Raw genomic sequence first — 20,773 nt, 5'->3', positions numbered from 1 at the left:
CTTTCCTTGTCTTTCATAAATGCATCACTATGCCCTATAATACTTTCCATTCCTGCTATTTATATCTTCCGCTCCATACAGAACTCTCTTTGGATTTATAACAATCAGAAAAACTGCAACTACTAAATAAAAAATCGCGTTATACATAATTAGATCGATTAAGTTTCCTTTTATAATACCAATAAAGAAATTAAAAAATTGATGGATGATGATTGGGATAATTAAATTCTGATTTAAATTATAAAATGCAGTCATAACGATTTTCATAGATATGATAGAGATCATAAAAAATAGAATATATTTAATTAGGTCCATGCCTACAAATCCTGTAGTAAACCAAATAGGTAGATGCCACATCCCCCACCAAAATCCTATAATTAGCGAAGCTTTTAGTGGTGAATGCCTCTTTTGAAGCTCAATTTGTGCAAAGCCTCTCCATCCTAGTTCTTCTCCCAATGGCCCCGCAAGAAAGTTTTTAGCAAAGAAATAGATTAGCATTCCCCATGAAGTGACAGTAAAAATAGAATCTACTTCACTATTTTTAGACACGACAAACAAAATCATTAAAAATATGAAAGTTTGAATCATACTCACAATAAGAATTATAGAAACTTTAAGTTTATTCTTGAACTTGTCTTTTACAAACTGTATAAAGCTCTGCCCTGGATAGATTTTTTTAAATAACACGGCAAAAGCAAAAGTTGAGGACCAAGACGATATACAAAACATTACATCAAAAACCCATGCTGGGAATCCTAGCATACTTATAGCTCCTACAAGCAAAAAAAGTGGCAGAAAAATGATATTGGTTAGTACAATAAAACTCGCTACTGGTTTTTTTAGTTTCTTTTCCCTATTCATGCGCAATCCCCATTTCAAACTAAGTATTTCGTAAACATAATAGTATTTATATTTACAGATACTCTCAGCTTAAACCTGGGGGTTACTCACAGGTCAATACATGTCAGCATTATTTTACAGGCGCATAAATTTCTAAAAATATACGCTCAAGTCCCTCTTCATATGTGGTAAGTAATATATTTATATACACTAGCCCCAAAAGTTCATGTCCTTGTTCTATTGCTGCTTTTCTTAAACTGGATTCCACATTATGATCAATACTTTTCCCACCAGTTGCCCATCTTCCATCTTCAATAACTGTATAAATACATTTTGGATGCGATAGAATTTCCCCTTCTAATTCTTTATCAAAGTCCTCTATCTTTCTTACAATTATAAATTTATCTTCTATAATACCTTCTTCGTTGAAATTTATAACTCTTCGTAAAGATGTTAAAGTAACTGCTTTTTTTAAACTATCCGTATTCTTTTTCAAAGATTCATATTCATCATACGCAGTAAAATGCTCTATTTCTCCGTTTACTTCTAACGGCTTCATTTCTTTTACTACGTATTCCCCTAAGAATTGCGTTGTTTTTTCGCAATCTTCTTTTACAATTTGAAGATTTTTTAAAAGAAGTTTTTTATATTCTATCTCCTCTAAAACTTCTTGTTCTTTCTCTTCTAACAATGATTTTATTCCCTCTATACTCTTACTTTTTCTTAATTCCTGAATTTTTTTTATTTCGATATCCATTTCCCTATAGAAATTGACCGTTGTTATATCATATATATCAAAATGATTATATTTTCTATACCCATTCTCAATATTTTGCTTCGGCTTGACCAAACCTTTTTCCTCATAAAACTTCAAAGTATCTCTAGATACATCTAAAAATTTTGCAACCTGTCCAATTGTGTACATTACGTTCTCCTTTAACATCGCTACTTAAACTTTTACATTCATATTGCATATTCTGTAAATTATCGAATTTCCCTTCCAATTAATACTCCCCATCTCCTTTTTCCACAAAAAAAGACAAAGAGATTTCTCCCCATGCCTACTAATTCCTACTTCTTCACCGCATGCACATAATGCACCGTCTCAAAAGCTTCTAAATAATCATTTCGTCCTTCAAAATATAATTTATTTATGTCTTTTGGCGATAAATGCTCATAAATGAGTAAGCCTGCCTTCTCTAATAGTGCTTCCATTTCGGTATAAGAAAAACACGATTTCATCGGTTCTTCGCCTACTGCAGCCATTTTTACCATATTTTCCACTCGATTGGACAGTCCCTTTTCTGTAAATAAGTTTTCATCCGGATAATCGAATACGATAGAGCTCCCCTCTGGAACCATCTCGAATAAGTATTCTATTAAACTAGAAAGCTCCTCTTTCGTTAAATAGTACGTAACACCTAATAGGCTAAAGAAAGTCTTTTTATTTTCAAATCCTTCATTCCGTAACTGTTCACTGGAAAATCCTTTCGTGAAATCCATCGAAATAAAATGAAGGTTGTTTGGAATTTCAAGTTCTGCTTCTTTTATTCTCTCCTTCTTAAACCTTTGCGTAGAAGGATGATCCACTTCAAATATTTCTATTTCATTCTCTAATTCTCGATGTCTGAAACTGAACGTGTCTAAGCCCGCACCGAGTATGACGTATTGTTTTGCTCCTAATGTAATCTCATGTAGTAATACTCTTTCACAATATGCCGCGCGTACCAAAGGTGTTGGTGATAATTGAACTTGTGTAATCCATTTTAATATTTCTTGTGGATTGTCTTGAAACTTCTCTGCAATGTCTGTATTAAAAAACTGTATTCCTTGAACCATATTCGTTTCAATATCGTTACGTTCTTTTTGTGAAATAAAATCTTTAGCTACATAATCATCAAAGATTTTAGGATGATCAAATTCACTATGATACGCTCTTCCAAAAGCTGATACTAGCGACGTTACACTCGCTTCACCTTTTTTCACGCACATACACTCCTTCATTTTTACAACAAAAATAGGGTTCCCCTGGCCAGGAGAACCCTATTATACACTTTATTTTTAAGTTGGTAAATTATAGCATAAATAAGTTTTTTTGTCAAGTTTCTATCCTGCTATCAAACCAACAATTTGTATATTCTCTGGCAGGAAAATTGTCGATTCACACAGAATATTCCAAATTATAACAATACATATGGAGGCCAATATGAAACGATTAGTCATTATTACCGTAGGAAAAACACACAGCGGAAAAACTACATTTGCTAAAGAACTAGAAAAAGAGTTACCCAACTCTTTCGTTATGGATCAAGATAACCAAGCTGAATTTATCAACACACATTACGAAAAATTACAGCCGGATGAAGGCACTAATACATTTAAGCACGGTCTTTCGAAATTCATTGTTGATTATGCGCAAGAATATACAAATCTACACCTTATTATTTGCAACTCCAATCGCAGTAAAAACGGAAGATTATATTTACTAAACGAATTATTTCCACAAAATAAATATGTACGCATACTCGTTCATTTTGACATTCCTGATGAAGTACTTTACGAAAGAATAGCTCGAAGCACGCGAAGTACCAATATTTTTAGAGGTGGTTATTCTAGTTTTAAAGAAGTACTCGATCGACAACAGGCTGAATCGCAACATGAAGATGTGGTGGATCCGATAGAAAACGAGGCTAATTATTTGTTTGTCATTCGTAATAGTAAGGATGTAAACTCTACTATAGAAGAAATTATTCATCTAGCTAAAGATTTGCCCCCTACTCCAAAATAAAAGAATTTAAAAATTACATAATCATAGATTATTATGCAAATCCTTCCTCTAACCACTTAACATGGTATATAATGATAAGATAATCTACTTCTATATGCTCAATTTTACACAAAACAGCTCATGCATATGAAAGAAAAGAGGTACAAAAATATGAAAACAAAACAAACAATTGCTGCGTCTACACTAGCTTTAGCAATGATTGCTGGCGCAAACTCTGCTCATGCAGAAGTAACTGATGCTACTCCTCAGCAAAGTACGGGAGATCGATTAGCTGAAATTAAGCAACATAGACAAGAGTTAGATGCGAAATTGCAGCAACACAAAGAAAACGTGGATCAAAAGTTGAATGAACTTAACCAAGTTAAGGAAAATGTTGATACGAAGGTTAATGAACTACATGAGCGTAAACAAGTTGCTGATGAAAAAATTAACGAAATGAAACAACGTAAACAAGAGTTAGATGCAAAACTTCAGCAAGACAAGCAAATCGCCGAAGATAAAATCGCTGAAATTAAAGAGCATAAAAAACAAGTAGAAGATAAAGTTGCTGAAGTGAAAGAACATAAGCAAAATATCGATAATAAGGTTAATGAGATTAAAGAACATAAACAAACTGTCGATGAAAAAGTGAATGAAATTAAACAACATAAAGAAAATATCGATCAAAAGGTTAATGAACTTAAGGAAGTTAAAAAACAGGTAGATGAAAAATTAGCTGAGTTAAAGAAAGCAAAACAAACTGCTGAGGACAAACTTGCTGAACTAAAAGAAAATAAGCCGAATACTGGGAACACGTTAGAGGAACTTAAGAAAATTAAAGGTAATTTAGATAGTCTTTCCGCTAACTTAGAACTAGCTAAACAAGATGTAAAAAACAAACTAGCTGAATTACAAGAAACTAGACAAGATTTACTAAATAAAATTAACGAAATGAAACAAGCGAAACAAACTGTTTCAGACGATTTAACAAAGAAAAAACAAGACTTAGATATTAAAATTAACGACTTTAAACATACTGAGAAAAAAATTGATGACAAATTAGCTGAGGTACATACAACGAAGCAAAATGTAGATAACAAAATTAATGAAGTATCTCAATCGAAACAAACTGAAACAAAGACTGGTACTACAAACACAAACAATAACACTAGAGAACTTCCTAACGCTGGTAGTGAGCAATCAAATAATATGGCTTTAGGTATGTTATCTGTATTAGGCGGCGTTTTATTAGTAACACGAAATAAAATTAAAGCGTTATTCTCAAAATAAGGCCCTTATAACTATATTTTATAAAAAGGACAATCGCACATTTATGTGCGATTGTCCTTTTTCTTTATATTAACTTCCCATCTCTAAGCGTCAATATACGATCACATACATCAAGCATTCTTTCATCATGCGTAATCATAATTGCTGCTTTTTGACTTTCTTTCACTTCACGTTTCATCATTTCTACAACTTCACGTGCGCGTTTTGAGTCTAAGCTTGCAGTTGGTTCATCCGCTAATATTAAATCTGGGTTGTTCATGAACGCGCGAGCGATTGCTACCCTTTGTTTTTCCCCGCCAGATAGTTGATTTGGATAATGACTTTTTCTTTCTCCTAATCCAAATGCCGCTAATAAATGATCCGCACGCTTTTCTGAGTCTTGTTTGTTTTCTTTTTTAAGCTTTGCAATGTAAAGCAATTGTTCTTTAACATTTAAATATGGAACAAGATTTGCGAACTGGAAAATGAAGCCGATTTTTTTCAAGCGAATGTCTGTCATTTCCTTTTCCGATAACTTCGTAATATTTTGCTCACGAATGTAAATATCCCCTTTTGACGGTGATAATAAAGCACCCGCGATTGATAATAATGTACTTTTCCCTGATCCAGAAGGACCAACGATTCCAATAAACTCTCCAGCTTTCACATCAAGCGACATCGGATGAAGGGCTGTTACTTCCGTATTCCCTTCTCCGTACACTTTACTTACTTTATCTAATTTCAATAATGAAGTCATTACATCCCGCCTCCAATTGCTTCTAATGCATCAACTTTTAATACTTGGTATAACGAAATAAGTGTTCCTAAAATACTAATTACGATAAAGATTGCTCCATATTGTGCAATCATCGGTGTTGTTAATAAGAACGGCATACCTGCTGGTAAAATTTGTTCTAATCCTTGCACAAGAACAATACTGATTACCATCGCAACGACTGATAAGAATAAAGCCTGCACGACTAAACTATTTGCTAAATAAGAATTCTTCGTACCGATTGCTTTTAATACGCCTAATTGCTGTGTTTTTTGCAATGTAATGACGTAGAAGAATACACCGATTAGTAACGCAGCGATAACAAGTAAGAATGCAATTATCATCGTTAATGTTCCTTGCTCCTCTTTAAATCCGGGAATACTTTGTAGTACTTCTTTTTTGTCGATAACATGTGCATTTTTAATTTCTTTATCTGTATTCAGCGCAATCGCACTATAATCTTTTTGGTTTGGTTGTGAAATAGCTCCCCATACGTCTTCATTTACATAAACGACTGGTGTATGGCTAAACATTTGATCTTTCGTAAATCCAACGATTGTAAATTCTTTCTTTGAAACAGGATCAATAATTGTGTCCCCGATATCGATTCCTTTTTCTTTAATAGATTCATCAGCAACCATTTCATTATTTGCTGTACCTAATTTCTCACCTTTTACAATTTTCGGTTCTAAAAATGAATCGCGTTCACTTGAGAAAATAGCAACATCCACTTTTTTCGAACTGTCTTTCTTTTCATACGTTGAAACTTTCACACGGAACGGAACGGCCTCTTTCTCGCCTACTTGATTTACTACGTTATTTACATCATCTTGCTTAATTTGTGAACGAAGTAATTTATTTTCCGCATCATCTGCTAAGACGAACTTATTTGCCTCCATATTTTGAATCGATGAAGCATTATCATATGATAATCCATTTGCTAATCCTGAAATAACAAGAACTAAAAATGATAATAACACCATAATAAGTCCGATTAATCCATATCTTAATTTTGATTGTTTTAATTCACGCAGAGCTAAAAACATTTCGCTCGCTCCTTCCTCTTACTTTCTATGCACTTATCATAAAAAAGAAATATGAACGGAATATGAACAGAAGATTACAGAGGAGAAAATTTAATTTTCAGAAAGTATTGAAAATAATTAGAATCCTTGATACAATTCAGTCAAATAATCTTGACCGAGTAATTTCATTTAAGGAGTTGATCATCTTGAAGCCCATGTTAACACTCACTACTTATAGCCAACTAAAAGCAATAAGCGATCCACTACGTGTCGAAATGATGATGCGACTATGCGAACGTCCTTATACAGGGCAACTACTATCTGAGAAATTCGGCATTCCAAGGGCGAAAATTCATTATCATTTAAAAGAATTAGAAAAGAATGGTTTTATAGAAATTGTTTATACAGAAGAAAAGAATGGCATCATTCAAAAGTTTTATCAATCTGTCGCTAGAGGCTTCACCCCTGCCGCAGACCTATTACCTCATTTAGAAATGTTGAGCGAATCAGGTCGCCAAATCTTTTTACAAATGACAGAAAGAACGAAAAACCACATTCTCGCTGCACCAGAAGAAGCTTTTACATTACGAAAAGTAAGTGAAGACCCAGCTGAGTGGAATTACGTTTCATCTTGTTGGGAGTTTGATGCCACGCCAGAACAATTTCAAGTGTGGGTGAAAAAGTTTCATGAATTAATGGCTGAATTAAATGATATCGCAAAAGATGCGGATAAAGGTCCAAATAGTAAATCTTATTACATTTCTACTACTGCACTACAAATCGACGAACGAGCAATGCAGCGCTTTGTGAAAAAAGAAGAAAAATCGTAATACGATTTTTTTTACATAAACGGTCAAATTTATTTTACCGAATAAATTTATTATAAAGGAGTAGATAAAGTGGACATATTAAAAAACCGGAATTTCCTCTTATTATTTTTAGGGAGAATTTTCACAAACATAGGAGATAGTTTGTATTATGTAGCCGCGATGTGGCTCGTATACAAGCTGAGTGGTAATCCTTTTTATTCTGGATTAGCTGGTTTTCTTACGTTATTACCTTCTACACTTCAATTTCTTACCGGTCCATTCGTTGATAGATGGTCAATCAAAAACACCCTCTTCATCACACAAGTTCTGCAATGTATCCTTATATTAATCATTCCTATTACACACTACTTCGACCTATTAACTGTTCAACTACTACTTATCATCATGCCCATCGTAGCCTTTATCGAACAATTCGCCTATCCCGCACAATCGAAAGCTTTACCACTTCTACTGCATAAAACACAATTATTAAAAGGAAACTCTCTCTTTTCATTTGCGTATCAAGGCATTGACTTAATTTGTACGACTCTTTCTGGAATATTAGTAGCACTACTTGGTGCCATTACTTTATATGTAGTCGATTCCTTAACATTCGCGATTACTGCCCTATTATTCTTTTCATTGAAAATGCCAAAGCAAGCAGAAACAAATACATCACTTTCAACTAAACAATATTTCTCTGATTTAAAAGAAGGCTTTTCGATCGTCTTCCGTTCATTAATGGGCGCCTTCTTAATCGGTTCAGTTGTCGCTAATTTTTCAATCGGTATGACAATGGCGATACTCCCTTCTTACGCTGATTCTTTAGGAGGCGTGAAATCATATGGCTTCTTCTTAGCTGCTATATCAGCAGGTAGTCTCATCGGTGCATTATTCAGTTCATGGATTGGCAAACGTAATGTTGGCCGTGTCTCCATTATTAGCTTTGCGACTGGCTCTATCTTTTGGTTTCTCTCTACGATTGTACCGTTTCAATGGCTATCTATTCTCTTATTCGCCCTAGCTTGGATACCAATCGGTGCGACCAACATATTATTTGCGACAATTAGTCAAATTGCAATTCCAAATCAATATCTTGGACGCATTAACTCAGTCATGCGAAGTATGGGCACAATTGCTATGCCGTTCGGTTCTTTAATTGGCGGATACACCGCAAATGTATTTAGTAGCCAATTCATTTTTGCGCTCGCTAGCATCGGTATTTTATTTATTTCTCTCGTATGGCTGCTTCATCCGAAATTACGAGCATTGCCGAAAGCTGATGAAATTACAGCGGATACTTTTGGAGTTCATTTTAGGGAAGAGCGCGGGAAAGGTACAGCTTTATAGCAGGAACAAACATAACCCCGTTCTAGATTTGGGACGGGGTTAAAATGTAGTTATTTAATTTTGGATGTAAAATACTTCACTAAAAATATAACAATAGCACCAACTAAAACGTTCAATTAACGATTTGATGGCCAAGACCCCTGCATTTTCCTTAATTGAATAATTTGGCCTGTATGATAAGCATCATGAAGCATGATATCTAGTAATTTCCCCTCAAGTGAATTTTGTTCAAGCTCTTTTTCAGAAATTGCACTCAATACATGTCTTAAATTACGCTGAGCATTTTCAGAACGTTCAACAACTTTCTTCCATTCCTCATCATCATTGGATTGCTCAGTAAGATAAAAGGTGTCATTACCGTCCAGATTGTGTTTCCATTCACGGCCTTCTAAGTTTGCAGCAAGCCTCTCTTTGTAATAAATGAGATGATTAACGCTCTCCCAAATGGTATTCGTTGCCTCACCAGATGGTTTCCACGTAGCCTGTTCGGCTGTAAGTCCTTCTATAGCATGTTTAAACGGTGCATACCAACTCTCTTTATCGAATGTTGAATCTAGTACGTTTAATAACAAGTCAATTCGTTTCAAAGTAATTTCCTCCCTACACGGTTCAAGTTTTAATACAATCCTTATAACTCTGTAGAGATTCTACATGTTTAAATAAACTTCCTCCTGAGCTCACTCCACAAACTCGTCCGATTATGTAATGAAAATGACTCACATTTTTTCACTTTACACGTATACTAGAAACCAAAAAAGAAGAGGCCCTTCCGTAGCAGCCTCTTTCATCTATTTCGGAAGCTCCACCTGAACAGTAGTCCCTTCCCCTTTCGTACTATACACTGAAACGTTTCCGTTATGCAGTTCTACAATCTTCTGTACAATCGATAATCCTAAACCGCTACCTTCTACGTTTCTTGCTCTTGCTGTATCTACTTTGTAAAAACGATCAAATATACGATCCATTTCTTCTTTTTCCATACCAATTCCGTTGTCTGATATATAGATCATCACACTTGATTCTAATTCTTCTACAACAAATTCAATCGTTCCGCCGTCGTTTGAAAACTTAATACTATTCGTAAAGATGTTACTCCATACTTGATGAAGTAAGTTTTCATCGCCTTGTATTGTAATATCCGGCACATCAAATTCAACGGCAATATCTTTTTCACGCCATTTCCATTCGAGCATAAAAATGACGTCTTTAATTTGCTTTTGTAGATTGAATTCTTTTATTTGTAATACTTTTTCTTCTTTATCTAAAGAAGCGAGCGTAAGTAACTGTTTACATAAACTAGACATTCGCTTACTTTCGCCCTCAATAATTTGCAAGTAATGGTTTCTTTCTTCCCCACTCATCTCTTCTGACTGTAACGTTTTTGAGAACCCTTGAATAGAAGAAAGCGGCGATTGGAATTCGTGAGAAACGTTAGAAACAAATTCTTGTCTCATCTCATCTAATTCTTTAATGCTTTTCGTCATCTTTTGAAAATTAGTTGCTAATGTACCAATTTCATCTTTTCGATTTCCATCTAATTCGATATCATATTCACCACTTGCAATCTTTTGCGTCGCTTTCGTAAATGTACGAATGGGACGAACGATATAACCTGCTGCAATCGCAATAAAAATAATACTTAATAAAACGATAAACCCTAGTAATACCGCTAGAAAAATTCGCATCTCACCAAATTGTTGCTGAATGTCAGGACGAATGAATAAAGCGTACTGTTTATCACCGTGTTTTACCGGCACACCGACACTATTAATTAATTCATTATCGAAAAACCCCGTAATAAAGAGGCGTGTTGGATATGTAGAAACGCCGTTAAACGTTTCCCCTTGCAACACTTTATGAACAGTATCATCGCTAATAGAGGTCTTACGAAACGCATTGCCAATACGCTTTCCATTCTTTTGATCATCGACAATATAAATTTCATATCCTAACTTCGCAATTGATTGTAAATAATCATACTTATTTTCTTCACTTTGCTTTTCATATAACGATTTTACTTCTTCCGCATACATTAAAATCTTTTCACTGTTATACGGTTTTAACTTCACTTGATAGTACACATTTGTTAATAAAAAACCGATAATACTGCTAAGTAGCATGATCCCAACCGTCATAAAAACAAATCTAGAGTATAATGATTTCATTTTATTTCAACTCCAACTTATAACCGAGTCCGCGTACTGTCGTAATTTGAAAATCATCCGTTCGTTTTGAGAAGCGATCTCTCAGTCGTTTCACATGAACGTCAACTGTTCGTTCATCTCCTTCAAAATCCATTCCCCATACTAATTCAATTAATTCTTCTCTTGAAAATGTCCTTCCAGGATAACTAGCCAGTTGCGATAACAACTCAAATTCTTTTAATGGAAGCAGAATCGTTTGACCGTTACACTTCACTTCAAACCCTTTTCGATCAATTGTCGTACCGTGCAACGTAATAATATCAGCACTCAGCATTTGATAACGACGCAGTAATGCTTTCATACGGAAAATGACCTCAGCTGGCTCAAATGGTTTTACAATATAATCGTCCGTACCAGAAATGAATCCTTTTTCTTTATCAACTAACTGATCTTTCGCAGTTAATAAAATAACCGGTATATCATGATACTTCCGGATTTCTTCACATAACGTATAACCATCAACAAACGGCATCATAATGTCTACTATCGCAAGATGAATATTTTCTTTCTCTAATACGCCTTGCGCTACCTTTCCATCTTCCGCTTCAAAAACTTTAAACCCCTCTTTTTGTAAATGGTAATGTAACAACTCTCTAATATGCTTATCATCATCAGCTAATAAAATATGTATCATCTTCATTAAACCCTCTCTTGTTCATCCTTCTACATCCTTACCTTAAGAAACAATTAGATTTTTTGCAAGAAAAAGAAAAACAAACCAACATTTTAAGATAAATAAAAAGAATCTATTTTGAAAAAAGATTATTCAAAATAGATTCTTACGTTTTAGTATTAAGATTATTTTAATGAAAAGTAATTTCTATGCTTTAGAAATATCAACGAATCCTTCTCCAAATACGTCACGAACATCGTGTATAGCAATGAACGCAGCCGGATCTGTAGTTTGAACAATCCGTTTTAGCTTGACTACTTCTTGCTTATTAATAACAACATAAAGAATTTCCTTCGGAGTTTTCGTGTAATAGCCATGACCTGAGTACACCGTAACCCCTCTGCCCATTAAGGTAGTTACCTTCCCGGCAATTTCATTCGGGTTATCAGAAATAATCGTAATGGCTTTCTTCGGATTTAAACCTTCAATTACAAACTCCATCACTTTCGTTGCTACATATAGCATAATAATTGTTATCATCAGTTTTTCTGCACCAATGATGAAATAAGATGAAAACGCAACAATTAAATCGAAGAACAGTAAACCATAGCTAATGCTCCATCCTAAATATTTATGCGTCATCCTTGCTAAAATGGTAGTACCTGCTGTTGTTCCGCCAACGCGAATAATAAGACCAATCCCGCACCCAATAAATATTCCTCCGAAAATGGCATTTACAAGCATTTCATCCGAAGCAATCGTCCAACCTTCTGTCAAATGAAGGAATAGCGAATTCGTAACTACAGCGATAATCGTATAAATTGTTGTAATCTTATTCAAAAATTTATAACCAGCTATTAACAAAATCGCATTTAAAATTAAGTTAACTAAGCCTGGTGACCATTCAAATAAATAATACGTAATAATCGTGATACCAGTTACTCCACCCTCACCAAACTCGTTCGGGATAACAAACAAATTGACACCTAACGCAAATAGAAATGCACCAATAATAATAAAAATAATGTCTGTCGTTCTTTTTTTCATACAGTACCTCACTTCTTATGTAAATATTTATTCTGTCATAAACTCTCACCATTATATCGTGGAATATTCAAATCGAACAGTGGTTTATTTTTATTTTAATATAGGATGATAAAACAACTTTATCCTATATCCACATGTAATTTAAAAAGTAAAACAACTGTATTTATTATGTACTACAAGTAAAGTTTTGATTTCACATGCAGTTGATGCTAAAAAATGAATATGAACACTCACTCGCACAAATTTCGAATACAAAACAAATAGGCGAAGCTATAGAATAGACTTCGCATCAAACATTTGATCCCAGAGATTTATATTCATACATTCCAGAAATAAATTTACTTATCTTTCTCCATATATTCTTTAATCTTTCGTTCTTCCCACTCTTTTCCGAATATCCCAACTGGAAAAGTTGTCAAACCGTGTATAACGATACCGATCCCCCAACCTGCAAGTGGATATACAAACCATAATTTACTTGAATCAGAGCTTATATTTATAATAAAAAGCATTAAGTTCACTAGTATATAGACCGTTAAATGAATATAAAACGCTTGTAAATTCTCTACCCTTTTTTTAGCTCGTAAATAAACCTCATCTCGCTCCACCCTTAAACACCTCTTTTCATATTGTTTTTTTCACCTTCGCTCCAGTATTAACATCATATTCTAATCGAAAATCCGTTATTCTCAAAAAAACATAAAACAAAAAAGTACCCATCGAATTATCATACATATGATGATTCGATGGGTACTGCATGATACATTTGTTATTTACAGAATTCTAATTAAGACCAAATCCAAACATCATCATTATTTTCAACGTCGCTCTTTACCTCATGAACTTTTTCAATGTTGTCCGTTGTGTTCCAGTTAATAGAACTTCCGCCCCATCCTACATACTTCATATCAATTTTTACTTTCTCACCTGTATGAAATACTTGTCCCTTCGTTAAGAAAACATCAATAATAACTTTCTTCCCGTTTAGTGATGGATACTCAACTACGACATATTTAGTAGAACCTTCTCCTTCCTCTTCCCTCGTTCCTACTTTTGATACTTCCCCAATCACATAATCAGGAGAACCCTCTTCTTTCATGTGCATACCTAATTTATGTGACGTATTTTCAACTGAATTTGCAATCATATATTCCGTGAAATTACGCATCATAGATCCAGTAACTTTTACTTCATCTCCTACTTTCACATTTGAAAAGGAATCCATGTATATACTAACAGGCTCCTCATATTGCTTAGATTTTACAACAATTACACCTTTATCTACTTCTATTACTCGTCCTTCTAACGTCGAGAAATTCGATTCCATAGAAGCGGCACTCGCTTTTGACAGTTCTAATCCTGGTAAATTCGTTCCTGATAATGCTGCGATCCCTAAAGCACCTGCTAAAATTAATTTTTTCATACCCATATGTAACCTCTCCATTCATGATGATTATATTTTTTGATTGGATACGACCAACCTGTAACTATTATAGTTACAGGTTGTACAAAATAGCAACTATCTTTCTTATGCAATGTTGCATACTGTAACTTTTAAATATGCAGCAAGAGGACTAAATTCTCGAATTATAATAGTTAATTTAATTCAAAGCTAAAATAACCTTATGGGCACGGTATAAAGAAATTAAGAGCCGCTTTCGGTCCTAAAGTTAGCGAATAGCTTTATAAAAACTCAATCAAAATCTATTCAACGAATTGAAAAATGAACCATGTCGAATTTTATTTTCATAAAATTCAAATTTCAAGGAGGTTTTACAAAATATTACACAGAATTATTCGTATATCGTAATATAATTGGTAATTTTTTACGATTCATTTCATTTTATCTACCACGTTTAGACAAAATGGAAAACCATAGCAAAAGGAGAGATATAGATTGAAAAGAAAAATTAGTACAGCTGTTGTAGGTTTATCGGTATTCAGCTTTGGTCTTTTTGGTGTAAATATTGGGGATGGCGGCGTTGTAAAGGCTGCACATGGGGATACTCCTGCTCCGAAACAAGAGAGCCATGCTGATTTCCCTGCCCCAAAATTAGAGGGACATGGGGATTTCCCTGCTCCAAAATTAGAGGGACATGGGGATTTCCCTGCTCCGAAACAAGAGAGCCATGCTGATCTTCCTGCCCCGAAATTAGAGGGACATGGGGATCTTCCTACTCCTAAATTAGATTCACATGGAGATTCATGGGCTCCTGCTTATGATCATGGAAGACCTCCTATTTCATCATATAATAAAGGGGATACTTGGGCTCCGAAACAAGAGACACATGCTGATTTAAGCTCGAAATTAGATTCACATGCGGATACTTGGGCTCCTGCTTTCAATATTGGCGATACTCCTACTCCGAAACTTGAGGGGCACGAACATTTCCCTGCTCCAAAACTAGAAGCTCACGGTGAAACTATTTAACACACCCCCCCTAGCTATATAACTAGGGGGTTTATCTTTTCATCCTATTCAGACCTCATGCATACTTTCTCAACTTTTATTTTAGTACTGTGCATGTGACATCATTTTATTAAGATTCTATAGTCAATTGTGATCCCTTTCCCCCAAAAAACATGGACAACACTATAAAAAAAAATAGATTGACAAGTTTAAAAATTCAGAATATTATTTACCAAGAAAAAATTCCATATAATTACTTTTTATTGTGTTACCATTATAGTTACAATTATATAGAAAAATATACAAGGGGGCTAATATGAACATTTCATTAAAGGGACATACATATACAACAAAACATTTAGAAGCTTGGTACCATGCAATCTTAACGCAAAACGTTAAGGAAGCACAAATTCAGTTTCAAGAAGCTAAAAAAGGACATGAAGAAATGCTTTTGAAAGAAACAGAAACAATTCCACTTTATCACTTATATTACGCATTACTCCAGTTCCGACATACAGCTCTGACAGATGGACTATCAATCACGAAAGATAGTTTTCAATTCATAGAAGACCAAGAAAAACCAGAAGATAAACATTTATCTTATCTATACCATTATTATAAAGCGATTCATTTTGCAGCAATTAATCATTATCAAGAAGCAGAAGAATATTTCTTAAAAGCACAAGCACTTTTATCCGGACACAGTCAAATTGAACAAGCTGATTTCTATTACCGATACGCTGCTTATCATTGTCACCAACAACAACCAAGTTTTGCGATTGTAAATGCTTCTAAAGCATTAGAATTTTTTGAAACGCAACACGGATGTGAAAGAAATATTTCATCCTGTTTAAGTGTACTTGGTGCTTCTTATGTAGACGTAGGACATTTTGAACAAGCTGAGGAAAGCTATAACAAAGCGTTAGATATTCTCCAAAAATTAAATGAAGAATCATTACAACTGTATGTGCGCGGTAATCTAGGTCATCTATATGCTAGCCAGAATCTTTCTGAAGAAGCGATTCGTCACTTGACACAAGTTGTTGAAAAAATCCCATCTCACTACAAAGCTATATTCTTACTTGCACAAGAACATGAAAAATTAGGACTTATCGACAAAGCAAACCACTACATTAAAATAGGGAAACAACTTATTTCTGAACTTGGTAATGAAGAGCACAAACATCACTTTGCTATATTAGAAGCTTTCACGAATCAAACTGAATTAGACAAAATTGAACCGATTGTTTTAGAAGGAATTGAATACTTCAATAAAGAATCTTTATATATCTATGTTTCTGAGTATCTTGAAAAACTAGCTCTTGCGTTTTATAACAAACAACAACATGAAAAAGCAAGTTTATACTTCTTTAATAGTACAATAGCAAAAAAATCAAATGAAAGAGGGTTAAAGAAATGAAAAAAACAATTGGTAAAATCGCTTTAGGTATTGCATTTACGGGTATTGCTGCATTTGGCTTAAACGCAGGTTTCACAAATCAAGCTGGACATACTCACTTCCCGTCTCCACCAGCTCCTTCTTTTTCTGAGGGCCATACTGGCGGCGCTCCTGCATTAAACATCGGTGACACTGGTGGGGCTCCTAAACAAGAAGGGCATGCACATTTCCCTGCTCCAAAAGTTGAATCTCATGGCAATACTGGCGGCGCTCCTGCTAATTCTGAGCATGGTACAGGTTGGTAAGTTAACAAAATTAAAAACAATTTAGATTACGTTCCTATATGTTTACAAGAAAACTATTCGATGTTATGTGGTTTTCAAGTCTAAAAAATACACCTAATAATTAGGTGTATTTTTATTTTACCTCTCTATCTAAGAATTAAAGAATACTCCCCTAAAAATCCCAACAAAAAAAACCGAAGAAACTACCTATACCTCAGACACTTAAAGTACTACGAACGTTGCGATTTTTAGTGACACTCCGTATCCAATCTCACTTTCATCCCAAGTGCCTAAAGGCGATAGCTTTCTTATTCAGGAAAAGCTGTAACCTCTCCATTCATGATGATTATATTTTTTGATTGGTTACGACCAACCTGCAACCAATATAGTTACAATTAGTGAAAAATAGCAACCATCTTTCTCATGCAATGATGCATACTGTGATTTTTAAATATAAATCGATTATTCCTATATTCAACACTACTGCTAAATTCTTGCATATCAGCAGGTAAACGGATTGATGATGAAGAAACTAATGTCATGCATCATGTTTTTTTCAATGATACAGTTTGTATAATCGTAGTCCATTACATTATATAGGAGCGGTGTTAACATGTTAATAAAACCAAAGAGGTTACAAGCAGGAGATATCGTAGCAACAGTAAGTCCTTCATGGGGAGGCGCAGGTGATTCTGAAATAAGATGGCGATATGAACAAGGAGTAAAAAGATTAGAAGAAGTTTTCGGTCTTACGGTTATCCCAATGCCAAATAGTTTAAAAGGTAGCGAATTCATTTATAACAATCCACAGGCTCGTGCGGAAGATTTAATGACAGCTTTTAAGGATACGCGCGTGAAAGCAATTATTGCGAATATTGGCGGTGAAGATAGCATTCGCTTACTTCCTTATATAGATTTTAATGTAATACGAGAAAACCCGAAAATTTTTATGGGATACTCTGACGTTACTATTTCACATTTATTTTGCCATAAAGCAGGTCTTTCCTCTTTATACGGTCCAGCAATTTTGACCGACTTTGCCGAAAATGTAGAGATGGATCGATATACAGTTGAAATGGTAAATCGAACTCTCTTTTCCAATGAAACGATTGGCGAGATTCAACCAGCTCATGAATGGACGAGTGAGCATTTAGAATGGATAGAGGTAAATAAAGATACAAGTCGTACGATGCAACAAAACAATGGATATGAACTACTTCAAGGCTCTACCACTGTACAAGGGCGTTTAATTGGTGGATGTATAGAAGTATTAGAATTTGCAAAAGGAACGGAGATTTGGCCTGAGAAAAAACATTGGGAGGATAGCATTCTCTTCTTTGAAACTTCTGAAGATCATCCAGAACCAAGTTATATAAAGTATTGGTTACGAAATTATGCAGCGCAAGGCATTCTGCAAAAAGCAAAAGGTATCATCTTCGGTAAACCGAAAGACGAAATGTATTATGAAGAATATAAACACGAAATACTGCAAGTAATGAAAGAACATCATTTAGAAGATTTACCGATTCTTTATAATTTAAATTTTGGCCATACCGAGCCGAAGTTTATTTTACCTTACGGTGCGATGGCAGAAATTGATTGTGAAAATGGGTCTTTCTCTATTTTAGAGAGTGGCGTGGAATAAAGGAAAACTTTAAATAAGTATCTAATTGGAGGGAGATTACGTGTATGGAAGTAACATTTACAGTAAGTAAATGGGATGAAAAACTAATTGATGATACTAGAAAAGATTTCCCTATTAATATTGCTCATGTTGAATATGATATTGATGGTGAATTAAAAGGAAAAGCTTTTGTTGAATACTTATTATATTATTTAGACTCAAATATAAATGATGGTCACTTGGCTACTGCTAAAATTTCTGGATTTTTACACTTTGAAGGAATTTACAAGGGGCAACAAGGAACATTTACAGCTATAGAGCAAGGAATATTTGATAAAGGAAATTTAGATTCCCCAGGAACAATTATTAAAGCTACCGGTAACTTAGAAAATCTGCGAGGTTCCTATAATTATCAGTTTACAGGTCAAACCAGTAAACTAATTTTAAAGTTTGAATTTTAACAAAATACCCTATAATATAGTGGAGAGGACATTTCTTGCAATACTAGAAATGTCCTTTTTATTGACGAGCTTATCCAACTATTTTCTAATAGTTAAGAAAAGAGTATAATACATAAATTTTTCGTTATGGGGGGAATTAAAACTCTAAGCCTGAGGGCCCCACTTACTCATTACTTTTCCTATCAATTAAAGAATAATCCCCGAAAAACTCCCCTTCATAACTTCTTTTTCAAGTTGATTCCTACATGTAAACATCGCAATAATTTTTGTGCGGTTTTTTTCATCGGGCTCAAATTGTTCAATGGTTACGTCACAGCGAATCGTATCACCGCTAAACACAGGACGTAAAAATTCAAAATCCATCTTGCGAGCTAGTACGTTATAGTCACCGCCAATTTTTGTAGGCAACGTTGATGTTAACAGCCCTTGTACAACAAATCTCCCCTGCTCATCTGGTGTAACATGATGAACACCTTCATCTTTCGATACTTCCGTAAATAAAACAACATCCTCTTTCGTAAACATTCGTTCAAAGGTGATTTTTTCGCCTACTTGCAATTTCATCTATACCCCTCCTCAAAAACCCTTTTAAAATAAGAAAAACCGAAACTAAAAATCATTTCGGTTTTTCACTCTAAAGAAGTTTATTTTAATGAATGAACAAACAACCCACTGCGAAGTTTCGGTTCAAACCACGTTGATTTTGGCGGCATAACTTCTCCGGCGTCTGCGATTGCTAATAAAGCTTCCATTGATGTCGGATATAATGAAAACGCTGCTTTATATTCACCGCTATTTACAAGGCGTTCTAGTTCTTCTACTCCGCGGATTCCTCCGACAAAGTCAATGCGTGAATCAGATCGCGGATCATGTATTTCAAGTACTTGGCTTAATAAATGATCTTGCAGAATAGATACATCTAAACCTTTAACGAGATCATTCGCATCAAACGTTTCCTCTTTCACTGTAAGCTTATACCACTTCTCGTTTACGTACATACCAAATGTTTTCGGCTCATTTGGTTTATACGGAGAAACAGCTACTTCTTCTACATAAAAGTATTGTGCAATTTGCTTTAAAAACTGTTCTTCTGATAAGCCATTTAAGTCTTTTACAACTCGGTTATAGTCCCAAATGGATAATTCATCGTGAGGGAATAAAACAGATAAGAAGAAATTAAACTCCTCTTCTCCTGTGTAATTCGGATATTGTTCTCTTCGCATGATCCCTACTTTTGCAGCTGATGCAGAGCGGTGATGTCCATCTGCAATATAAAGATTAGAAATATCTTCAAATGCGTTTACTAAAGTAGCAATTACATCCTCATCAACTATTTTCCAGGCAACATGCTCCACGTCATCTTCTGCCGTAAATGTATAGATTGGCACATGCTCTTCTTTCCAGCTTGCAATGATACGTTTCACATCTTCTTTTGTACGATACGTTAAAAAGATAGGCCCCGTATTTGCATCACACACATCTACGTGGCGTATACGATCTAATTCTTTTTCGTGACGCGTTCTTTCATGTTTTTTTATTGTATCATCTTCATACTCATCAATAGATGTACAAACGACAAGACCTGACTGCGTTCTTCCTTGCATCGTCAGTTCATAAATGTACAGTGCTGGCTCTTCATCTTGTATGAATACTTCTTCTCGTATAAATCGATTTAAATTTTCACCCGCTTTTTCATATACACGATCATCGTACGGTGAAAGTGCCGGGTCTAAATCAATTTCTGCTTTATCAACGTGTAAGAAAGAATACGGATTCCCTTTTACAACCTCTCTTGCCTCTTTACTATTTAATACGTCATACGGTAAAGCTGCAACTTCCGCTGCTTTTTCTTCTACTGGACGAATGGCCCGAAACGGTCGGATTTTTGCCAAGTTT

The 20,773-nt window shown here is 34.7% G+C and carries 22 protein-coding genes; 9 read left to right on the top strand and 13 right to left on the bottom strand.

The features are described from left to right. Positions 1-27: 27 nt before the first annotated feature. From AC3WTA_RS19650 to AC3WTA_RS19640, 3 genes are all read right to left on the bottom strand, one after another. On the bottom strand, positions 28-861 hold the full coding sequence (locus AC3WTA_RS19650; RefSeq protein ID WP_001078406.1) for a CPBP family intramembrane glutamic endopeptidase: 834 nt from the start codon (positions 859-861) through the stop codon (positions 28-30). Positions 862-970: 109 nt separating this feature from the next. Beyond that, positions 971-1,765: a MerR family transcriptional regulator gene (locus AC3WTA_RS19645; protein ID WP_000288012.1), complete on the bottom strand. Its 795-nt coding sequence runs from the start codon at positions 1,763-1,765 to the stop codon at positions 971-973. Positions 1,766-1,911: 146 nt separating this feature from the next. Then, entirely contained in the window at positions 1,912-2,832 is a 921-nt protein-coding gene (locus tag AC3WTA_RS19640) for a class I SAM-dependent methyltransferase (RefSeq protein WP_492332971.1), read from the bottom strand. A 202-nt stretch (positions 2,833-3,034) separates the two neighbouring features. Between AC3WTA_RS19640 and AC3WTA_RS19635 the strand changes: the two genes are divergently transcribed. Together AC3WTA_RS19635 and AC3WTA_RS19630 are read left to right on the top strand one after the other, a co-directional pair. Continuing rightward, entirely contained in the window at positions 3,035-3,628 is a 594-nt protein-coding gene (locus AC3WTA_RS19635; RefSeq protein ID WP_170956730.1) for an ATP-binding protein, read from the top strand. A gap of 150 nt (positions 3,629-3,778) precedes the next feature. Continuing rightward, positions 3,779-4,897, top strand: coding sequence for an LPXTG cell wall anchor domain-containing protein (locus AC3WTA_RS19630; protein WP_000851025.1), 1,119 nt, complete (start codon positions 3,779-3,781; stop codon positions 4,895-4,897). 64 nt (positions 4,898-4,961) lie between these two features. On the opposite strand, the gene AC3WTA_RS19625 is transcribed toward AC3WTA_RS19630, so the two are convergent. Further along, a complete protein-coding gene (locus AC3WTA_RS19625; protein WP_000202602.1) occupies positions 4,962-5,633 on the bottom strand; it encodes an ABC transporter ATP-binding protein in 672 nt (223 codons plus the stop codon). Continuing rightward, complete coding sequence (locus AC3WTA_RS19620; protein ID WP_000477784.1) at positions 5,633-6,697, bottom strand: ABC transporter permease; 1,065 nt, start codon at positions 6,695-6,697, stop codon at positions 5,633-5,635. Before AC3WTA_RS19620 ends, AC3WTA_RS19625 begins: the two co-directional genes overlap by 1 nt. 185 nt (positions 6,698-6,882) lie before the next feature. Between AC3WTA_RS19620 and AC3WTA_RS19615 the strand changes: the two genes are divergently transcribed. Together AC3WTA_RS19615 and AC3WTA_RS19610 are read left to right on the top strand one after the other, a co-directional pair. After that, positions 6,883-7,506, top strand: coding sequence for an ArsR/SmtB family transcription factor (locus AC3WTA_RS19615; protein WP_000803872.1), 624 nt, complete (start codon positions 6,883-6,885; stop codon positions 7,504-7,506). Between the two features lie 69 nt (positions 7,507-7,575). Further along, a complete protein-coding gene (locus AC3WTA_RS19610) occupies positions 7,576-8,835 on the top strand; it encodes an MFS transporter (protein ID WP_492332970.1) in 1,260 nt (419 codons plus the stop codon). Between the two features lie 116 nt (positions 8,836-8,951). Here the strand turns inward: AC3WTA_RS19610 and AC3WTA_RS19605 are convergent, their stop codons facing one another. The 6 genes from AC3WTA_RS19605 to AC3WTA_RS19580 all read right to left on the bottom strand — a co-directional run bounded on the left by AC3WTA_RS19605 (position 8,952) and on the right by AC3WTA_RS19580 (position 14,128). Continuing rightward, positions 8,952-9,422 (bottom strand): DinB family protein, encoded by a 471-nt coding sequence (locus tag AC3WTA_RS19605; protein WP_000821004.1) that lies wholly within the window; start codon positions 9,420-9,422, stop codon positions 8,952-8,954. A gap of 201 nt (positions 9,423-9,623) precedes the next feature. Further along, complete coding sequence (locus AC3WTA_RS19600) at positions 9,624-11,000, bottom strand: sensor histidine kinase (RefSeq protein ID WP_000839529.1); 1,377 nt, start codon at positions 10,998-11,000, stop codon at positions 9,624-9,626. A 1-nt stretch (position 11,001) separates the two neighbouring features. After that, positions 11,002-11,679, bottom strand: a complete 678-nt coding sequence (locus tag AC3WTA_RS19595; protein WP_000781971.1) for a response regulator transcription factor — start codon at positions 11,677-11,679, stop codon at positions 11,002-11,004. A gap of 180 nt (positions 11,680-11,859) precedes the next feature. Beyond that, positions 11,860-12,699 (bottom strand): YitT family protein, encoded by an 840-nt coding sequence (locus AC3WTA_RS19590; RefSeq protein WP_000747488.1) that lies wholly within the window; start codon positions 12,697-12,699, stop codon positions 11,860-11,862. Positions 12,700-13,037: 338 nt separating this feature from the next. Then, complete coding sequence (locus AC3WTA_RS19585; protein WP_000438999.1) at positions 13,038-13,307, bottom strand: 2TM domain-containing protein; 270 nt, start codon at positions 13,305-13,307, stop codon at positions 13,038-13,040. A 179-nt stretch (positions 13,308-13,486) separates the two neighbouring features. After that, the gene (locus AC3WTA_RS19580; RefSeq protein WP_000525513.1) at positions 13,487-14,128 is read right to left on the bottom strand and encodes a F0F1 ATP synthase subunit alpha; all 642 of its coding nucleotides are present in this window, start codon (positions 14,126-14,128) and stop codon (positions 13,487-13,489) included. Positions 14,129-14,596: 468 nt separating this feature from the next. Here AC3WTA_RS19580 and AC3WTA_RS19575 point away from each other — a divergent pair, with 468 nt between their 5' ends. The 5 genes from AC3WTA_RS19575 (at position 14,597) to AC3WTA_RS19555 (ending at position 18,877) form a co-directional block, all read left to right on the top strand. Next, positions 14,597-15,130, top strand: a complete 534-nt coding sequence (locus tag AC3WTA_RS19575) for a hypothetical protein (protein ID WP_000823362.1) — start codon at positions 14,597-14,599, stop codon at positions 15,128-15,130. 295 nt (positions 15,131-15,425) lie between these two features. Then, positions 15,426-16,529, top strand: a complete 1,104-nt coding sequence (locus tag AC3WTA_RS19570) for a tetratricopeptide repeat protein (protein WP_001027124.1) — start codon at positions 15,426-15,428, stop codon at positions 16,527-16,529. Further along, positions 16,526-16,813, top strand: a complete 288-nt coding sequence (locus AC3WTA_RS19565) for a hypothetical protein (RefSeq protein ID WP_000750944.1) — start codon at positions 16,526-16,528, stop codon at positions 16,811-16,813. Before AC3WTA_RS19570 ends, AC3WTA_RS19565 begins: the two co-directional genes overlap by 4 nt. Before the next feature lie 592 nt (positions 16,814-17,405). After that, positions 17,406-18,437, top strand: coding sequence for a S66 family peptidase (locus AC3WTA_RS19560; RefSeq protein ID WP_000905860.1), 1,032 nt, complete (start codon positions 17,406-17,408; stop codon positions 18,435-18,437). 44 nt (positions 18,438-18,481) lie between these two features. Next, entirely contained in the window at positions 18,482-18,877 is a 396-nt protein-coding gene (locus AC3WTA_RS19555) for a DUF3224 domain-containing protein (protein ID WP_000454081.1), read from the top strand. Between the two features lie 186 nt (positions 18,878-19,063). On the opposite strand, the gene AC3WTA_RS19550 is transcribed toward AC3WTA_RS19555, so the two are convergent. Together AC3WTA_RS19550 and AC3WTA_RS19545 are read right to left on the bottom strand one after the other, a co-directional pair. Beyond that, entirely contained in the window at positions 19,064-19,441 is a 378-nt protein-coding gene (locus AC3WTA_RS19550; protein WP_000776356.1) for a hotdog family protein, read from the bottom strand. A gap of 80 nt (positions 19,442-19,521) precedes the next feature. After that, a complete protein-coding gene (locus AC3WTA_RS19545) occupies positions 19,522-20,769 on the bottom strand; it encodes a DUF1015 domain-containing protein (RefSeq protein WP_001063042.1) in 1,248 nt (415 codons plus the stop codon). Positions 20,770-20,773 lie beyond the last annotated feature (4 nt).

The organism is Bacillus sp. EB106-07-01-XG149, assembly GCF_058791555.1.
This window is presented reverse-complemented; position numbering and strand designations above follow the sequence as displayed.